14 protein-coding genes and 2 pseudogenes are annotated in these 15,159 nt (G+C 71.5%); 12 read left to right on the forward strand and 4 right to left on the reverse strand.

Annotated elements, in window-relative coordinates:
• The first annotated feature begins 2 nt into the window (after window positions 1-2).
• The 10 genes and pseudogenes from OHA98_RS31965 to OHA98_RS32010 all read left to right on the forward strand — a co-directional run.
• A complete protein-coding gene (locus OHA98_RS31965) occupies window positions 3-953 on the forward strand; it encodes a carbohydrate ABC transporter permease (RefSeq protein ID WP_266930674.1) in 951 nt (316 codons plus the stop codon).
• Window positions 950-1,957: a carbohydrate ABC transporter permease gene (locus tag OHA98_RS31970; RefSeq protein WP_266930675.1), complete on the forward strand. Its 1,008-nt coding sequence runs from the start codon at window positions 950-952 to the stop codon at window positions 1,955-1,957. Before OHA98_RS31965 ends, OHA98_RS31970 begins: the two co-directional genes overlap by 4 nt.
• Window positions 1,954-3,114, forward strand: a complete 1,161-nt coding sequence (locus OHA98_RS31975; RefSeq protein WP_266930677.1) for an ABC transporter ATP-binding protein — start codon at window positions 1,954-1,956, stop codon at window positions 3,112-3,114. Before OHA98_RS31970 ends, OHA98_RS31975 begins: the two co-directional genes overlap by 4 nt.
• On the forward strand, window positions 3,111-4,010 hold the full coding sequence (locus OHA98_RS31980; protein ID WP_266930679.1) for a DeoR/GlpR family DNA-binding transcription regulator: 900 nt from the start codon (window positions 3,111-3,113) through the stop codon (window positions 4,008-4,010). The genes OHA98_RS31975 and OHA98_RS31980 overlap by 4 nt, the downstream gene beginning before the upstream one ends.
• On the forward strand, window positions 4,003-5,079 hold the full coding sequence (locus OHA98_RS31985) for an ABC transporter ATP-binding protein (RefSeq protein ID WP_266930681.1): 1,077 nt from the start codon (window positions 4,003-4,005) through the stop codon (window positions 5,077-5,079). Before OHA98_RS31980 ends, OHA98_RS31985 begins: the two co-directional genes overlap by 8 nt.
• Entirely contained in the window at window positions 5,076-6,098 is a 1,023-nt protein-coding gene (locus tag OHA98_RS31990) for a 2-hydroxyacid dehydrogenase (RefSeq protein ID WP_266930682.1), read from the forward strand. Before OHA98_RS31985 ends, OHA98_RS31990 begins: the two co-directional genes overlap by 4 nt.
• Before the next feature lie 91 nt (window positions 6,099-6,189).
• Window positions 6,190-7,677, forward strand: a complete 1,488-nt coding sequence (locus tag OHA98_RS31995) for an FGGY-family carbohydrate kinase (RefSeq protein ID WP_266930684.1) — start codon at window positions 6,190-6,192, stop codon at window positions 7,675-7,677.
• A gap of 141 nt (window positions 7,678-7,818) precedes the next feature.
• Window positions 7,819-8,895: a glycerophosphodiester phosphodiesterase family protein gene (locus tag OHA98_RS32000; RefSeq protein ID WP_266930686.1), complete on the forward strand. Its 1,077-nt coding sequence runs from the start codon at window positions 7,819-7,821 to the stop codon at window positions 8,893-8,895.
• Between the two features lie 129 nt (window positions 8,896-9,024).
• A complete protein-coding gene (locus tag OHA98_RS32005; protein WP_266930688.1) occupies window positions 9,025-9,666 on the forward strand; it encodes a superoxide dismutase in 642 nt (213 codons plus the stop codon).
• Between the two features lie 57 nt (window positions 9,667-9,723).
• Window positions 9,724-10,467: pseudogene (locus tag OHA98_RS32010) on the forward strand (DUF2071 domain-containing protein); the annotation flags it as partial.
• 32 nt (window positions 10,468-10,499) lie between these two features.
• Here OHA98_RS32010 and OHA98_RS32015 read toward each other — a convergent pair.
• The 3 genes from OHA98_RS32015 to OHA98_RS32025 all read right to left on the reverse strand — a co-directional run bounded on the left by OHA98_RS32015 (window position 10,500) and on the right by OHA98_RS32025 (window position 13,061).
• Window positions 10,500-11,174: an O-methyltransferase gene (locus tag OHA98_RS32015; protein WP_266930690.1), complete on the reverse strand. Its 675-nt coding sequence runs from the start codon at window positions 11,172-11,174 to the stop codon at window positions 10,500-10,502.
• A 209-nt stretch (window positions 11,175-11,383) separates the two neighbouring features.
• Entirely contained in the window at window positions 11,384-11,986 is a 603-nt protein-coding gene (locus OHA98_RS32020; protein WP_266930692.1) for a GNAT family N-acetyltransferase, read from the reverse strand.
• Window positions 11,987-12,146: 160 nt separating this feature from the next.
• The gene (locus tag OHA98_RS32025) at window positions 12,147-13,061 is read right to left on the reverse strand and encodes a DUF3626 domain-containing protein (protein WP_266930694.1); all 915 of its coding nucleotides are present in this window, start codon (window positions 13,059-13,061) and stop codon (window positions 12,147-12,149) included.
• Window positions 13,062-13,288: 227 nt separating this feature from the next.
• Here OHA98_RS32025 and OHA98_RS32030 point away from each other — a divergent pair, with 227 nt between their 5' ends.
• On the forward strand, window positions 13,289-13,933 hold the full coding sequence (locus OHA98_RS32030; RefSeq protein WP_266930696.1) for a CatB-related O-acetyltransferase: 645 nt from the start codon (window positions 13,289-13,291) through the stop codon (window positions 13,931-13,933).
• 79 nt (window positions 13,934-14,012) lie between these two features.
• A pseudogene (locus OHA98_RS32035) lies at window positions 14,013-14,705 on the forward strand (transposase); the annotation flags it as partial.
• A 72-nt stretch (window positions 14,706-14,777) separates the two neighbouring features.
• On the opposite strand, the gene OHA98_RS32040 reads toward OHA98_RS32035, so the two are convergent.
• Window positions 14,778-15,155, reverse strand: a complete 378-nt coding sequence (locus OHA98_RS32040; protein ID WP_266930698.1) for a nuclear transport factor 2 family protein — start codon at window positions 15,153-15,155, stop codon at window positions 14,778-14,780.
• Window positions 15,156-15,159 lie beyond the last annotated feature (4 nt).

Raw genomic sequence — 15,159 nt, forward strand, 5'->3', positions numbered from 1 at the left:
CGATGCCATCGGCGCCCCCGGAGCCCGCGGCCGGCCCTCGCGAGGAGGCGGCAGCAGCCCGGCCGGTGCCCGCGTGGCGCCGCTCGCTGCGGCCGTATCTCCTGATCGTTCCGGCGCTGCTGCTGACCGGCGGCATCCTCTATCCGTTCGGACTGGGCCTCTACTACACGCTGTTCGACTTCGCGGCGAGCAAACCGCAGCCGGACCTGGTGGGGTTCGAGAACTACCGGCGGATCTTCACCCAGTCCTCGTTCTGGGACTCCGCCCGGGTCACCGTGCTGTACGCGGTGGGCGCGGCCGCCGTGGAGACGGTGCTCGGGGTGTCGGTGGCGCTGCTGCTGCACCGGGCGAGCGCCGTCGGGCGGGTGCTGGAGAAGATCCTGATCCTGCCGCTGATGATCGCGCCGGTGATCGCCGCGATCATGTGGAAGCTGATGCTCCAGCCCTCGGTCGGGGTGGTCAACCATCTGCTGGAGCCCATCGGGCTGGGCGGGGTCCAGTGGACGGACACCCCGACCGGGGCGCTGCTCTCGTCGATCGCCGTCGATGTGTGGGTGTACACGCCGTTCGTCGCGATCCTCGCCCTGGCCGGGCTGCGCTCACTGCCCGCGTCGCCGTTCGAGGCCGCCGCGGTGGACGGGGCGGGCTGGTGGTTCACCTTCCGCCGGCTCACGCTGCCGATGCTCTGGCCGTACGTCCTGGTCGCGGTGATCTTCCGGTTCATGGACTCCCTGAAGGTCTTCGACATCATCTACGCGCTGACCGAGGGCGGCCCCGGCGACTCGACGGTGGTGCTCCAGATCCGGGCGTATCTGGAGGCGATCCGCTTCCAGCGCTATTCGTTCGGCATCAGCTACATGATCGTGCTCTGGGCGGTGGTCTACCTGGTGACGATGGTGCTGGTGCGCTATCTGGGGCGGATTCAGAGCCGTGCGGCGGAGGTGCCGAAGTGAAGCGCGAGCCGCGGACCGACGCGGGAGCGGGGAAGCCGTCCGGCTCAGGAGCGCGGAGGCTGTCCGGCGGGAACGGCGGGAGCGGCCGGCGGAGGCCGTCCGGCAGGAACGGCGGGAGCGGCCGGCGGAGGCCGTCCGGCGGGAACGGCAGGAACGGCGGGAACGGCGGGAGCGGCGGGCGGAGGCTGTCGGCGGTCGCCGCGGACGGGGCGCTGATCCTCTACTTCGTCTTCGCGCTGTTCCCGGTCGCCTGGATGGTGATCCTGTCGCTGAAGCCGGCCGACGAGCTGTTCAGTACGTACTTCTCGTTCACCCCGACCCTCGACTCCTACCGCACGGTGCTCGGTGCCGGGGACGACCAGGGGGTGCCGTTCCTGCGCTTCTTCGTCAACAGCCTGGTCGTCTCGGTGGGGGCGGTGGCCCTGTCCCTGGTGATCGGACTGCCCGCCGCGTACGCCGCCGCCCGCTGGCGGTTCCGCGGCTCGGAGAACCTGATGTTCACCCTGCTCTCGTTCCGCTTCGCCCCCGAACTGACCGTGATCATCCCGCTGTTCGTGCTCTATCAGCAGCTCGGCCTCTTCGACACCTACGTCGGTATGGTGTGGGTCCTCCAGCTGGTGACGCTGCCGCTGATCGTCTGGATCATGCGCTCGTACTTCTCCGATCTGTCGCCCGAGCTGGAGCAGGCGGCGCTGCTGGACGGCTACACCCGTAAACAGGCGTTCTTCAAGGTCGCGCTGCCGCTCGTGAAACCGGGCATCGCGGCCGTCTCCCTGCTGGCGTTCATCTTCGCGTGGAACAACTTCGTCTTCCCGCTCATCCTGACCTCGTCGAACGCCCAGACGGTGACAGTAGGCGCGCTGTCCTTCCTCGGCGGCGACCGCCCCAAGTACAACCTCACGGCCGCCGCCGCCCTGGTCTCGGTGGTCCCGCCGCTGCTGCTGGCACTGACCATCCAGCGGTATCTGGTGCGGGGCCTGTCCTTCGGGGCGGTGAAGTCATGACCGCCCCGGCCGCCATCGCCCTGCGCTCCGTCCATCTGTCCTACGGCAGGAGCGTCGCGCTGGACGGGCTGGACCTGGAGGTGGCCGAGGGCGAGTTCTACTGTCTGCTCGGCCCCTCGGGCGCGGGCAAGACGACCACGCTGAAGACCGTCGCGGGCCTGGTGGAGCCGCGGTCCGGGTCGGTGGAGCTGGGCGGGGCGGACATGGCGGGCGTCGAGCCGTACGACCGGGGCGTGGCCATGTGCTTCGAGTCGTACGCGCTCTACCCGCACCGCACGGCGTACGACAATCTGGCCTCCCCGCTCCGGTCGCCCCGCCACCGCCTCCCCGCGGACCGGGTGCGGGCCCGGATCGGGGAGACCGCCGAACTCCTCGGGATCAGCGCCCTGCTGGACCGGCCGGTGGGGGCCCTGTCCAACGGACAGCGGCAGCGCGTGGCGCTCGGCCGGGTGCTGGTCCGCCCGGCGCGGGCCTTCCTCCTCGACGAGCCGCTGTCGCACCTGGACGCCAAGCTGCGCCAGGCGATGCGGGCCGAGCTGCGGGCGATCGGCGCGGTGCGCAACACGACCACGCTGTACGTCACCCATGACTCGGTGGAGGCGCTGGCGCTCGGCGACCGGATCGGGGTGATCAGGGACGGCCGTCTGGTGCAGAGCGGCACGCGCGAGGAGCTGTGGCACCGGCCCCACGACACGTTCGTCGCCCGCGCCTTCGGCCGGCCCCGGATCAATCTGCTGCCGGGCACGGTGGCGGCCGAGGGGCGGTTCCGGGCGGCGGACGGGTCCTTCGAGCTGCCGCTGCCGGTTCCCGCCCCGCCGGGAACGGAGGTCCAACTGGGTCTGCGGCCGAGGGACATCGGGCTGGGCGACGGTCACGGCCCAGGGGACTCCGGTGCGCGTTCCGGCGGGCACGGAAGCGGCCGTGAAGACAGCTCCGTCATCGCGTTCACCGGCTCCGTCTACATCACCGAGGTGCTGGGCCGGGCGGCCGAGGTCACCGTCAGTGCCGGCGGACAGCAGCTGTCGCTCGTCGTGCCGCGCGCCGAGGCGGCGGGCCTGCGTCCCGATGATCCCGTGCGGCTGCGGGCGGAGCGGGCGAGACTGCTGCTGTTCGAGGCCGACCGGCCGGACAGACCAGGACGAAGGATCAGCCCATGAGCAGTCTTCAGCAGCGCGGCCCCGCCCCCCGTCAGGCGTCCATCGCCGAGTACGTCCTCGCCGAGGGCGAGGTCAGCGCGGCCGAGCTGGCGGAGCGGTTCGACGTCAGTCTGATGACCATCCACCGCGACCTCGACGAGCTGGAACGGCAGGGCATCGTGCGCAAGTTCCGCGGCGGCGTGACGGCCCAGCCGTCCGGCGTCTTCGAGTCGAACGTCGCCTACCGGCTGAAGACGATGCGCGCCGAGAAGGCCGCCGTCGCCGAACGCGCGGTGGGGCTCATCGAGCCGGGCATGGCGGTGATGCTCGACGACTCGACCTCCACCCTGGAGATCGCGCGGCGGCTGCGGACCATCACCCCGCTGACCGTCGTCACCAACTTCCTCGAAGCGATAACGCTGTTGTCGCAGGAGCGGGGCATCCATCTGATGGGGCTGGGCGGCGACTACGACCCCCTGCACTCCTCCTTCCTCGGGGTCTCCTGCGTGGAAGCCGTGCAGTCCCTCCAGGTCGATGTCTGCTTCACCTCCACCTCCGCGGTGTCCGGCGGCTTCGCCTACCACCAGGAGCAGCACATCGTCTCCGTGAAGCGGGCGATGCTCGACTCGGCCGCCCGTAACGTCCTGCTGCTCGACCACTCCAAGCTGGGGCGGGTGGCGCTGCACCGGCTCGCCCCGCTGTCCCGGTTCGATCTGGTGCTGGTGGACGACGGGGCGTCCGCCGAGGCGCTGCGCGACCTCGACGAGCACAAGGTCCCCTACGAGGTCTGCGCGACGGGCCCCGGGACCGCCGCGAGCACGGGTGCCGGCACCGCACCGGGCGGCACGGTCGGCACGGCAGGCAGCGCGGGCACCGCATCGGCACGGCACCGGGAGGCGGCGATGAACGGTGACTGAACTGGCCCTGCGTGCCCTGCGCAAGACGTACACCGGGCGGGGCCGGGCAGCCGTCGAGGCGGTACGGGCCATCGACATCGAGCTGCGGTCCGGGGAACTGCTGGGCCTGCTGGGCCCGTCCGGGTGCGGCAAGTCCACGACGCTGCGGATGATCGCCGGTCTGGAGTCCGTCACCGGCGGCGACATCCTCATCGGCGGCTCCTCCGTCGTGGGGCTCCCGGCGCAGCGGCGCAACATCGGGGTCGCCTTCGAGAACTACGCGCTGTACCCGCCGTTGACGGTCGCGGAGAACCTGGGTTTCGGGCTGTCGGCGCGGCGGCGGTACGGCCGGGCCGAGATCCGCGGCCGGGTCGCGGCCATGGCCGGCCGCCTCGGGATCACCGACCTGCTCGGCGCCCGCCCGGCCGGACTCTCCAGCGGGCAGAAGCAGCGGGTGGCGCTGGCCCGCGCCCTGATCCGGGAGCCCGACGTACTGCTGCTCGACGAGCCGCTGTCCCATCTGGACGCGGCCGAACGGGATTCCACCCGACGGGAGTTGAAGCGCATCCAGCGGGACTCCGGGCACACCGCGATCCTGGTCACGCACGACCAGGAGGAGGCACTGTCGCTCGCCGACCGGATCGCGGTGATGCGGGACGGGGAGATCCAGCAGCTCGGCACCCCCGAGGAGATCTACGACGCCCCGGCCAATGTGTTCGTCGCCGACTTCGTCGGGGAACCGGCGGTCAATCTGCTCCCGGGGGTCATGGACGGCGGGGGCGTCCGGCTCTCGGACTCCGTGCGCTTCCCCGTGCCGCACGGGCGGGCGGCCCCGGGGCGCGCGGTCGTCCTGGGCATCCGCCCCGAGGACCTCACCCTGGGCGGTACGGGCACACCGGCCAGGGTCTCCGCCCATGAACCCCTTCTGGAATCGGGCATCGCCACCCTCGCCCTGGAGGGGGTGGCCGGTCCCGTCGTCGTACTGACCGGGCCCGGGATACGGCTCGACCGCGACGACACCGTCCGGATCACCGCCGACCCGCAGCACATCCATGTCTTCGACGCCGAGACAGGAGACGCCCTCCGATGAACCACCCCGCGATCAGGATTCTGGCAGCCGGTGACCATTTCGTCCGCAGTTCGCTGATCACCGAGGCCCTGCGCCGGACGGCGGCCGCGGACGCGGACATCACCGAACTCACCCTTCCCTGGCCCCTGGAGCCCTTCGGCAGGGTCGGCGAGGTCGACGAGGCCAGCGATGCCGAGGACGCCCTGATCGGCGCCCTGGAAGGGGTCGAGGTCTGTGTGACCCAGATGGCCCCGTTCACCGAGCGGGTGCTGGCCGCCTCCCCCGCGCTGCGGCTCGTCGTCGTCTGCCGGGGCGGCCCGGTCAACGTCAACGCGCAGGCGGCCCGGGACCGGGGTGTACGCGTCTGCTTCGCCCCCGGGCGCAACGCGGCGGCGACCGCCGAGTTCACGGTCGGGCTGCTGCTGGCGGCCCTGCGGCGCATCCCCGAGGCCCACGACACCCTGCGCACCCAGGGCCGCTGGGACGCCACGCACTTCCTGTACGAGAGCGCCGGCCTCGAACTGGAGGACACCCCGGTCGGCCTGATCGGCTACGGGGCGGTCGGCAGCCGGGTGGCGAGGGCGCTCGGCGCGTTCGGTGCCGAGGTCGAGGTGTACGACCCCTATGTGCGCGGCGACGTCCACGGCATGCGCGCCACGTCGCTGGACGCGATGCTCGCCCGCTCCCGGGTCCTGACGCTGCACGCCCGGCTGACCCCGGAGACCCGGCATCTGATCGGCGCCCGCGAACTGGCGCTGCTGCCCCGGGGCGCGGTCCTGGTGAACGCGGCCCGGGGCGGGCTGCTGGACACGGGCGCGCTGTGCGACGCGCTGGATTCGGGGCAGTTGGCGGCCGCGGCCCTCGACACGTACGAGCAGGAGCCCCCGCCCACGTGCTCACGGCTGTTCCGGACCCCGCGCCTGCTGATGACCCCGCATGTGGCGGGCGCCAGCCGTGCCGTCGCGGAGAAGGCGGCCCGGATCGCGGCGGCGGAGGTCGCCCGCTACGTACGGGGCGAGCCCCCGGCCAACGCCCTGTGAGCCCTCGCCCGAAGAACTCCGCCGAAGCGGTTCCTCCGGAACACCGCTGACGCGGCTTCCCCGAAACTCCTCTGACCGGAGGTCGTGCGCCGTGACCAGGTACACCGGGACCCAGTACGTCGGGACCAGGTACGTCGGGACCAGGTACGTCGGGATCGATGTCGGCACCTCGCTGGTGAAGGCCGCCGCCTTCGACGAGCGCGGCCGCACACTGGCCGTCGAGTCCCGCCCCGTGGGGCTGGACATCCATGACGGCCACGTCGAGCAGGACATGGACGAGGTGTACGGGGCGGTCGTCGAGGTCCTGGACGCGCTGGGCCCGGACGGGGTGGCGTTCACCGGCCTCACCGGGCAGGGCGACGGGGTCTGGCTGGTGGACGCGGCGGGCCGCCCGGTGCGCAGGGCCATCTCCTGGATGGACGGCCGCGCCCATGAACTGGTCGACGACTGGCTGGTGTCGGGCGCCTTCGAGGAGGTCTACCGGCGCACCGGCAGCGCGATGTTCCCGGGCTGCCCCGGCCCGGTGCTGGCCTGGCTGGACCGCTGCGAACCCGCCTCCCTGGACGCGGCGGCCACCGCCCTGTACTGCAAGGACATGGTGTTCCAGCGGCTGACGGGGGTCCGGGCGACCGATGTCTCCGACGCCTCGATGCCGTTCCTGGACCCGGTGACCCGGGCGTACTCCCCCGAGGTGCTGGCCGCGCTCGGCCTCTCCCACCGGGCCGGGCTGCTGCCGCCGGTGAGCGACCCGGTGGCGACCGCCCTGCTGCCCAGCGGGGTACGGGTGTCCAACGGTCCGTACGACCTGCCGGCCGCCGCGCTCGGCGCGGGTGTCACCCGGCCCGGCGACGGTCTGCTGATCGTCGGCACCTGCCTGGCCGCGCTGGTCGCCACCGACCGTCTCGATCTGACCGGCGAACCGGCCGGGCTGCACATCTCCACCGACCGTCCGGGCCACTGGCTGCGCGCCATGCCCGCGATGGTCGGCACGGCGGCCCTGGACTGGGTGCTGCACACCACCGGCGTACGCCTCCATCAGGTCGACGCCCTGCTGGAGACGACACCGCCCGGGGCTCACGGCGTCCGGGTGCTGCCCTATTTCGCGCCGTCCGGCGAACGCGCGCCGTTCGTCGAGCCCCGGCTGCGGGCCGAACTCACCGGTGTCACCCTGGAGTCGACCCCGGCCGATCTGATCCGTGCCGTCTGCGAGGGCATCGCCTTCGCCGCCCGGCACTGCCTGGAGGCGGCGGGGCTGACCGGCACCCTCGCCCTGTGCGGCGGCGGCACCCGCTCGCCCGCCTGGACGCGGCTGTTCGCCGATGTGCTGGGCCGGCCCGTGCGGATCGTGGAGGGCGAGGTGGGTGCCCGGGGCGCGGTGCTGGCGGCGGGAGCACGCTTCGGGGTGGAGCTGGACACGGCGTCGTGGACGGCGCCGGCCTCGGTGGTGACGCCGGACGCCCGGCGGGCGGCGTTCTACGCGAAAGCGTACGAGGACCATCTGGCGCGGCTCGCCGAGGCCCGGACCCACGCACGCGCCGACGGAGGTCCCGGCGCCCGTACCCGTACCCGTACCGGCTGACCCCCGCGCGGACACCGCGCCCCACGCCCGCGGAGCTCCGACCCCCCTCCCCACGGCCGTACATGAACCGGCAAGCCCCAGTCCGCCCGGCCGTAACCCCCCATCGCTTTGGTGGTCCTTCCGCCCACCTGAGGAGTTCCCATGTCCCCTGTCCCCGGCCGCCGTTCGATCCTTCTGGCCACCGCCGCGGTGACCGCGGCGGCGACAGCGCCCGCCACCGCCGCCACCGCCGACGCCACGGACCGCGGCCCGCACCGGCCCCGGGGCCCGGTGGTCGTCGGCCACCGGGGCGCGGCGGGCTGGCGCCCCGAACACACGGCTGCCGCGTACACCTTCGGTGTGCGGTGCGGGGCCGACTGGATCGAGCCGGACCTCGTACCGACCAAGGACCACGTCCTGATCGTGCGCCACGAGAACGAGATATCCGGGACGACGGATGTCGCCGGGCACCCGGAGTTCGCCGGCCGCCGCACGACGAAGACGGTCGACGGGAAGGCCGTCACCGGCTGGTTCACCGAGGACTTCACCCTCGCCGAACTCAGGACGCTGCGGGCGGTGGAGCGGCTTCCGCTGATCCGCAACCGCAACACGGTCTTCGACGGCCGCCAGCAGATCATGACCTTCCAGGAGGTCATCGATCTGGCGCGTGCGCTGTCGAAGGAGTACGGCCGCAGGATCGCGGTCTTCCCCGAGACGAAGCACCCCACGTACTTCCGCTCGATCGGCCTGCCGCTGGAGCCGGAGCTGGTCCGGGTGATCCGCCGCAACCGCCTCACCCCCCGGGAGTGCGTCGTCCAGTCCTTCGAACCGTCCAGCCTGCACCGGATCGCCGGAGCCCGGCTCGGTCTGCCGCTCTGGCAGGCGCTCGGCACCGGCGGCGGCCCGTACGGCCACGGGATCACGTACAAGGAGATGATGACCCCGGCCGGGCTGCGGGAGATCGCCTCGTACGCGGACTGGATCGGCCCGGACAAGTCCTCGCTGGTGCCGCCGCTCACGCTGCTGGCCGACGCGCACGCGGCGGGTCTGAAGGTCGGTGCGTACACCTTCCGCGCCGAGAACCAGTACCTTCCCGCGCAGTACCGCCGGGGCACCGCGCCGAACGACTTCGGTGACGCGTTCGCCGAGTACGCCTTCCACTTCGCGCGGGGCGTGGACGCGGTGGTGACGGACTTCCCGGACATCGCGGCGGCAGCGCGGGAAGACCTGTGGGCATAGTTCCCGCCACCTCCTGAGTCCTAGGCCGAAGGACTGATCACGCGCGAACCCTCCTGCTGTTAGCCTGCTCTTGCACATAGGTTGCAATAACAACTGGACGGCATTTCCAGCAGTCGGAGGGTTCGCATCATGGCCACGTACACGCTCCCGGAGCTCCCCTACGATTACGCGGCGCTCGAACCGGTCATCAATCCGCAGATCATCGAGCTGCACCACGACAAGCACCACGCCGCGTACGTCAAGGGCGCCAACGACACCCTGGAGCAGTTGGAAGAGGCCCGCGACAAGGAGGCCTGGGGCGCCATCAACGGCCTCCAGAAGAACCTCGCGTTCCACCTTTCCGGTCACATCCTGCACTCGATCTACTGGCACAACATGACCGGCGACGGCGGCGGCGAGCCCCTCGCGGCGGACGGCGTCGGCGATCTGGCCGACGCGATCACCGAGTCGTTCGGCTCCTACGCCGGTTTCAAGTCCCAGCTGACGAAGGCCGCCGCCACCACGCAGGGTTCCGGCTGGGGCGTTCTCGCGTACGAGCCCGTCAGCGGCAAGCTGATCGTCGAGCAGGTCTACGACCACCAGGGCAACGTCGGCCAGGGCTCGGTCCCGGTCCTGGTCTTCGACGCCTGGGAGCACGCCTTCTACCTTCAGTACAAGAACCAGAAGGTGGACTTCATCGAGGCGATGTGGCGCGTCGTCAACTGGCAGGACGTGGCGAAGCGGTACGCCGCCGCCAAGGAGCGCGTGAACGTGCTCCTGCTCGCCCCCTGATCCAGCGCGGACGTCCTGCCTCGTGATCGTCTTCTCAACCTTCACCCGGGCAGGCGGATGGACGAGGAGCCCCCGCGAGGACATGACTCGCGGGGGCTCTTCTCTGCCCACCCCCGGCTCTCCAGCGTCATCGAACGCCGCCTGCTCGTGAACTACCGGGTGGACCCGGGCATCGCGGCGGGCCTGCTGCCCGCCCCCCTGCGCCCCCAGCTCGTGCGCGGCCGGGCGGTGGCCGGGATCTGCCTCCTGCACGTCGGCGGCGTACGCCCCGGCTGGAGTCCGGCCCCGCTCGGACTGCGCAGCGAGAACGCGGCGCACCGGATCTCCGTGGAGTGGGACGGCCCGGACGGGGCCGAAACGGGCGTCTACATCCCGCGCCGCGTCAGCGCCTCCCGGCTCAACGTCCTCGCGGGCGGCCGGATCTTCCCCGGCGAGCACGGGCACGCGGACTTCACGGTGCGCGAGGCCGCCGACGAGGTACGGGTGGCGTTCGCGACCCGGGACGGTGCCGTACGGGTGGACGCCGCGGTGGAGACCGCGGACGAGCTGCGGGGCAGCGAGCTGTTCACGGACCTGGAACAGGCATCGGACTTCTTCCGCGCGGGTGCCAGGGGCCTTTCGCCCAACGCCACCGGCCGCCGTCTCGACGTACTGGAGATGAACACCTCCGCCTGGCGGGTCACGGCCGGGCGGGCCCGTTCGGTACGGTCGTCGTTCTTCGAGGACACCGAGCGCTTCCCGGCGGGCAGCGCCACGCTGGACAGCGTCCTGGCCATGCGGGGTGTCCCGGCCGACCGGTCGCCGCGAGCCCCCTTCCCCCCTCCCCGCCCCGGCTACCCGGCCTCGGTGACGAGCACGGCCATCAGGCCGTCGTACCCCTTGTCCCCCACGGTCTGGAGCGCGGTGGCGCTCAGGGTCGGGTCGGCGGCGACGAGTTCGGTGAACCGGCGCACTCCCTGCACCTTCGGGTCGGTGCTTTCGGCGTCGACGACCTCACCGTCGCGTACGACGTTGTCGGCGATGATCAGGCTGCCCGGCCGGGTCAGCTCGACGGACCAGGCGAGGTAGTCGGGGTTGCTGGGCTTGTCGGCGTCGATGAACACGACGTCGAACGGCCCGTACCCCTCGGCGGCCAGCACGGGAAGCGTCTCCAGCGCCGGCCCGACCCGGACCTCGACGACATCGGCGAGCCCGGCCCGCGCGATATTGGCGCGGGCGACCTCGGCGTACGCCGGGTCCGCCTCCAGCGTCACGAGCCTGCCGCCCTCCGGGAGCGCCCGCGCCAGCCAGATGGTGCTGTAGCCGCCGAGGGTGCCGATCTCCAGGATGGTCCGCGCCCCCTGGAGCCGGGCCATCATGTTGAGCAGCTTGCCCTGATTGGGGGCGACCTGGATCTCCGGCAGCCCCGCCGCCCCACTCGCCTCGACGGCGGCGTCCAGAGCCTCGTCGGGCCCCACCAGCAAGCCGTTGAAGTAATTGTCGACCGCGGTCCACCGTGCCTGCGTCATGCGCTCTCCCTGCTCCGTAACGGGTGAGTTCCCATAGGGAACTCACCCGAACCTACTAGACGAGGCCACACCGTGTCCTCCCGGCCCGGCGGTGGGGACCTACGAGTGGCGGACACACGAGTGGGAGGCGCACGGGTGAGAGACCTACGAGTGGCAGGCGCACGAGTGGCGGACGGGGATGTCGAGCGGCTGGTCCGCGGGTCACGCCCTCAGCGGGGATCCCGGCGCATGCACCAGGTGCGGAGGCCGTTGTCGGGAAGCTGGACATCGGCGGTGACCTTGAAGCCGAGGCGCTCGTAGAAGGCCACGTTCCGCTCACTGGAGGTCTCCAGGAAGGCCGGGTGCCCGGCGCGCTCGGCCGCCTCGATGCCGGGAGCCAGCACCGCGCTGCCGAGACCCCGTCCCTGGGCTTCCGGAGCCACCGCCACCGTGTTGAGGAACCACACCGGCTCCTGGGGCCGATGGGGAGCGACGATCTGTTCCGCGGCCTCGAAGGCGGCCGCCCGGTCACCGGCGAGCTCACCGATCAGTGGGCCGATCTCGGCGAAGGCGGGCGAGGGGTCCTGGTCGGGAGTGGCCCAGACAGCGACAGCGCGGCCCTCTTCGGCGACCCAGACGCGGCCGTACGGCATCCCGATGCGCGTCAGGCACAGCTCCTGGAACTGCCGGATCCGGCCCTCGTGGTCGTCCGCGGCGATCACGTACCGCGTATAGGGGTAGTCGGCAAAGGCCCAGGTGAGGGAGTCGACCGCGGTCGGGACATCGGCGTCGGTGATGGGGCGTACGGAAGCGTCGTTCTGGTGCTGTGACATACCTGTGAGACGATCCGGGCGGCAGAAGAATTCCCGGACGGCGCGGCACACCGGGAGATCGGCCCGCCCCGCGGTCCCCGTCGGCCGACCGCACCCTCGCCGTGAAAGCCCTCGATGGGAACGTCCTCGACGGGAACGCGCCGGGCTTCGACCGTCGCCTTCACCCCACCGACCGCTGTCCGGCATCCCGTGCGCCGGGATGCGACTCCGGCGGCGCCCCGAAGCGCGCGAGGCAGTGCCACACCTTCTTGACCGCTTGCGGGTCGTAGTGGCCGAGGCGGGCGGCGTCCCCGACGATGCGCGGATCCAGTGCGCCGTCGACCGCGAGGCGCGTGCCCAGATCGACGTACGGCCGGCCTCGGTAACCGGGATGGCGGCGGAGTTCCTCGACCGTGAGCCGAAACCCGGGGTGCCACTCCACGGGGCAGGCAAGACGCCGCGCTGCGGCTTCGACGGCCGTACCCCGGTAGCAGGGGTCCAGGACCAGCGCCTCCACATCACGGTCCAGCCGGACCGGGCCGTGTATCTGTGCCTCGATGTAGTCGTCGAGGGCGTCCCGACCGCCGGTCCGGGCCAGTTCGATGAGCCGCATGCGGCCCGCGACGCCGAAGTCGGAAGGTTCGAGAAGGCTGTCCGGGTAGCAGAACGTGGTCCGCGCCGCTGTCCCAACGGTCAGCCGGAAGTGCGCCGAGCCGAACCGCGGTGCCGCGCCGTACGACGTGTGCCGGAAGTTCAGGGCTCCGTACACGGGCCGGTCATGTGCGGGCGCGTCGTCGTACGCTCCGTCGAAGATCCGGCTCTCCCAGCGCCATCGGTCCCCACCGGGGTGGGCGGTCAGGCCCCCGTTGCTCGTGCCCGTGACGAACTGCGAGCGGTAGGTCCCGTCCTCGGCCAGAGCGCCCAGGATCGGCCTGCCCCGTATCGAACGGTCCGGGTGGAAATTGAGGGTCACCCGGAGCGCCGGGTCGAGAGGAGGGCCCGACGAGAGCTGCCCGACATGGCGAAGGGCCCTTTCCTGCCGTGTTCTGGGGGCTTCGGTCCTGGGGGCTTCCGTCCTGGGGGCTTCGGCGCTCATCCGCGCAGTATCCCCCCACCGGTCAAACGGTTCACTTGAGTTCAGCCTGCCTGGGGCCGTTCGCGGACGGAGAGAAAATCCGTGCCGCGACGATCACCGGGCTGAAACGATGGGGGGGTAGTGCCGCCGGCACGGTCCCTGTGCGGTCCGTCCCTGTGCGTTCCGCCCTTCTGCCTCCCGTCCCCGCCTCCCCCGATCCGCCGACGTACGACCCGAAAGCGACACGTATGAGCCCCGCGCCCGCCGATCCCACCGTCCTCCACCCGATGCCCGGTCAGCCACGGGTGGTGCGGCTGAAGCCGCTGGTGACCTCTCCACTGATCGAGGTCGGGGAGTACTCGTACTACGACGACCCCGAGCACGCCACGGAGTTCGAGACCCGCAATGTGCTGTACCACTACGGGCCCGAGCGGCTCGTCATCGGGAAGTTCTGTGCCCTGGGCACGGGGGTGCGCTTCATCATGAACGGCGCCAACCACCGTATGGACGGCCCGTCCACCTTCCCCTTCCCCTCCATGGACAGCGCCTGGTCCGAGCACATGGACCTGCTGACCGGCCTGCCCGGACGGGGCGACACCGTAGTGGGCAACGACGTCTGGTTCGGATACGGGGCCACGGTGATGCCCGGTGTCCGCATCGGGCACGGCTCGATCATCGGCTCGCGGGCGGTCGTCGTCTCGGACGTACCGGACTACGGAATCGTCGGCGGGAACCCTGCGAAGCTGATCCGGACCCGGTACGAGGAGAGGGACGTCGCGCGCCTGCTGGCGGTCGCCTGGTGGGACTGGCCCACCGAACACCTCACCCAGCACATCCGCACCGTCATGTCCGGCACCCTCGACGAACTGGAGGCCGCGGCGCCCGGCGCGTGAGCGGCACCCCCGGACAACGGGGCGCCCGGCGATGGCCGGGCGCCGCATCCGCATCCCACTGGCACGCTCCGCGAGCCGGCGCCGCGGCATCACCTTCCAGCGCACCAAGACATGGAAGGAGTCACCCGACCCTCATCGCGACGCCAAGGTCGACCGGATCGAGCAGGTGCTGGAACGCTTCCCGGACCGGGGCTTCGCCTTCGACGAGTTCGGGCCGCTGGGGATCCGGCCCACCGCAGGCTCCTGCTGGGCGAAGCAGGGCAACCCCGACCGCCTTCCGGCGACCTACCACCGCACCCACGGCGTCACCTACTTCCACGGCCGCTACTCCGTGGGCGACGACCGCCTGTGGGGCGTCAGCCGCCGCCGCAAGGGCACCGCCAACACCCTGGCCGCGCTGAAGCCGATCCGCGCCGCCCGACCCGACGGCGCCCCGATCTACATCATCCTGGACAACCTCTCCGCCCACACCGGCGCCGACAACCGCCGCTGGGCGAAGAAGAACAAGGTCGAGCTGCGCTTCACCCCGGCCTACGCATCCTGGGCCAACCCGATCGAGGCCCACTTCGGCCCGCTGCGGCAGTTCACCCTGGCCAACTCCCACCACCGCGGCCACCCCACGCAAACCCAGGCACCGCACCGCTACCTGCGCTGGCGCAACGCCAACGCCCGCCACCCCGACGTACTCGCCGCCCAACGCAAGGAACGCGCCCGCATCCGCAGCGAGAAGGGCATCCGCTGGGGCGGACGCCCCCTCAACGCCGCAGCCTGACCGACCGCGAACCGCAGCCCCGGAGTGCCGAAGGGGACAAGTTCACGAGAAGGACAGCGACAGAAGGACGACTCAGGAGGCGGACGGCTCGATCTCCCCCGCAAAGACGATGACCTGGTCGATGAGGCTCCGCCGCAGATGGACGACGTCCGTTCCCGCCAGGCGGGGGCCTCCATCCGGCGTGGTGAAGACCCACTGGTACCGGGCCCACTCGTTAGGCATGTCCACCGCTGAGCAGCGCACCATCGTGCCGGTCCCCGCCGGGTGGCGCCGGATGTCCAGCACGAACCGCTCGACCGCCGCGATTCCTTCGCTGCGACCCAACGGCCCCCAGAAGACCACGTCCGAGGTCAGGGCCTGGGAGAGCAGGCCAGTCACATAGCTGTCGTCCGAGGCGTTGAACGCGGAGATGAACGTGTCGATCGCGGAGCGTGCCGTCTCTTCCTGCATGCCC

Source organism: Streptomyces sp. NBC_00654 (assembly GCF_026341775.1).
Classification (GTDB): domain Bacteria; phylum Actinomycetota; class Actinomycetes; order Streptomycetales; family Streptomycetaceae; genus Streptomyces.

Coding starts and splice junctions, on each gene's coding strand:
- OHA98_RS31990 (WP_266930682.1), top strand. CDS start 5,076: ATGAACCACCCCGCGATCAGGATTCTGGCAGCCGGTGACCATTTCGTC.
- OHA98_RS32005 (WP_266930688.1), top strand. CDS start 9,025: ATGGCCACGTACACGCTCCCGGAGCTCCCCTACGATTACGCGGCGCTC.
- OHA98_RS32020 (WP_266930692.1), bottom strand. CDS start 11,986: ATGTCACAGCACCAGAACGACGCTTCCGTACGCCCCATCACCGACGCC.
- OHA98_RS31975 (WP_266930677.1), top strand. CDS start 1,954: ATGACCGCCCCGGCCGCCATCGCCCTGCGCTCCGTCCATCTGTCCTAC.
- OHA98_RS32025 (WP_266930694.1), bottom strand. CDS start 13,061: ATGAGCGCCGAAGCCCCCAGGACGGAAGCCCCCAGGACCGAAGCCCCC.
- OHA98_RS31980 (WP_266930679.1), top strand. CDS start 3,111: ATGAGCAGTCTTCAGCAGCGCGGCCCCGCCCCCCGTCAGGCGTCCATC.
- OHA98_RS32000 (WP_266930686.1), top strand. CDS start 7,819: ATGTCCCCTGTCCCCGGCCGCCGTTCGATCCTTCTGGCCACCGCCGCG.
- OHA98_RS31965 (WP_266930674.1), top strand. CDS start 3: ATGCCATCGGCGCCCCCGGAGCCCGCGGCCGGCCCTCGCGAGGAGGCG.
- OHA98_RS32015 (WP_266930690.1), bottom strand. CDS start 11,174: ATGACGCAGGCACGGTGGACCGCGGTCGACAATTACTTCAACGGCTTG.
- OHA98_RS32030 (WP_266930696.1), top strand. CDS start 13,289: ATGAGCCCCGCGCCCGCCGATCCCACCGTCCTCCACCCGATGCCCGGT.
- OHA98_RS32040 (WP_266930698.1), bottom strand. CDS start 15,155: ATGCAGGAAGAGACGGCACGCTCCGCGATCGACACGTTCATCTCCGCG.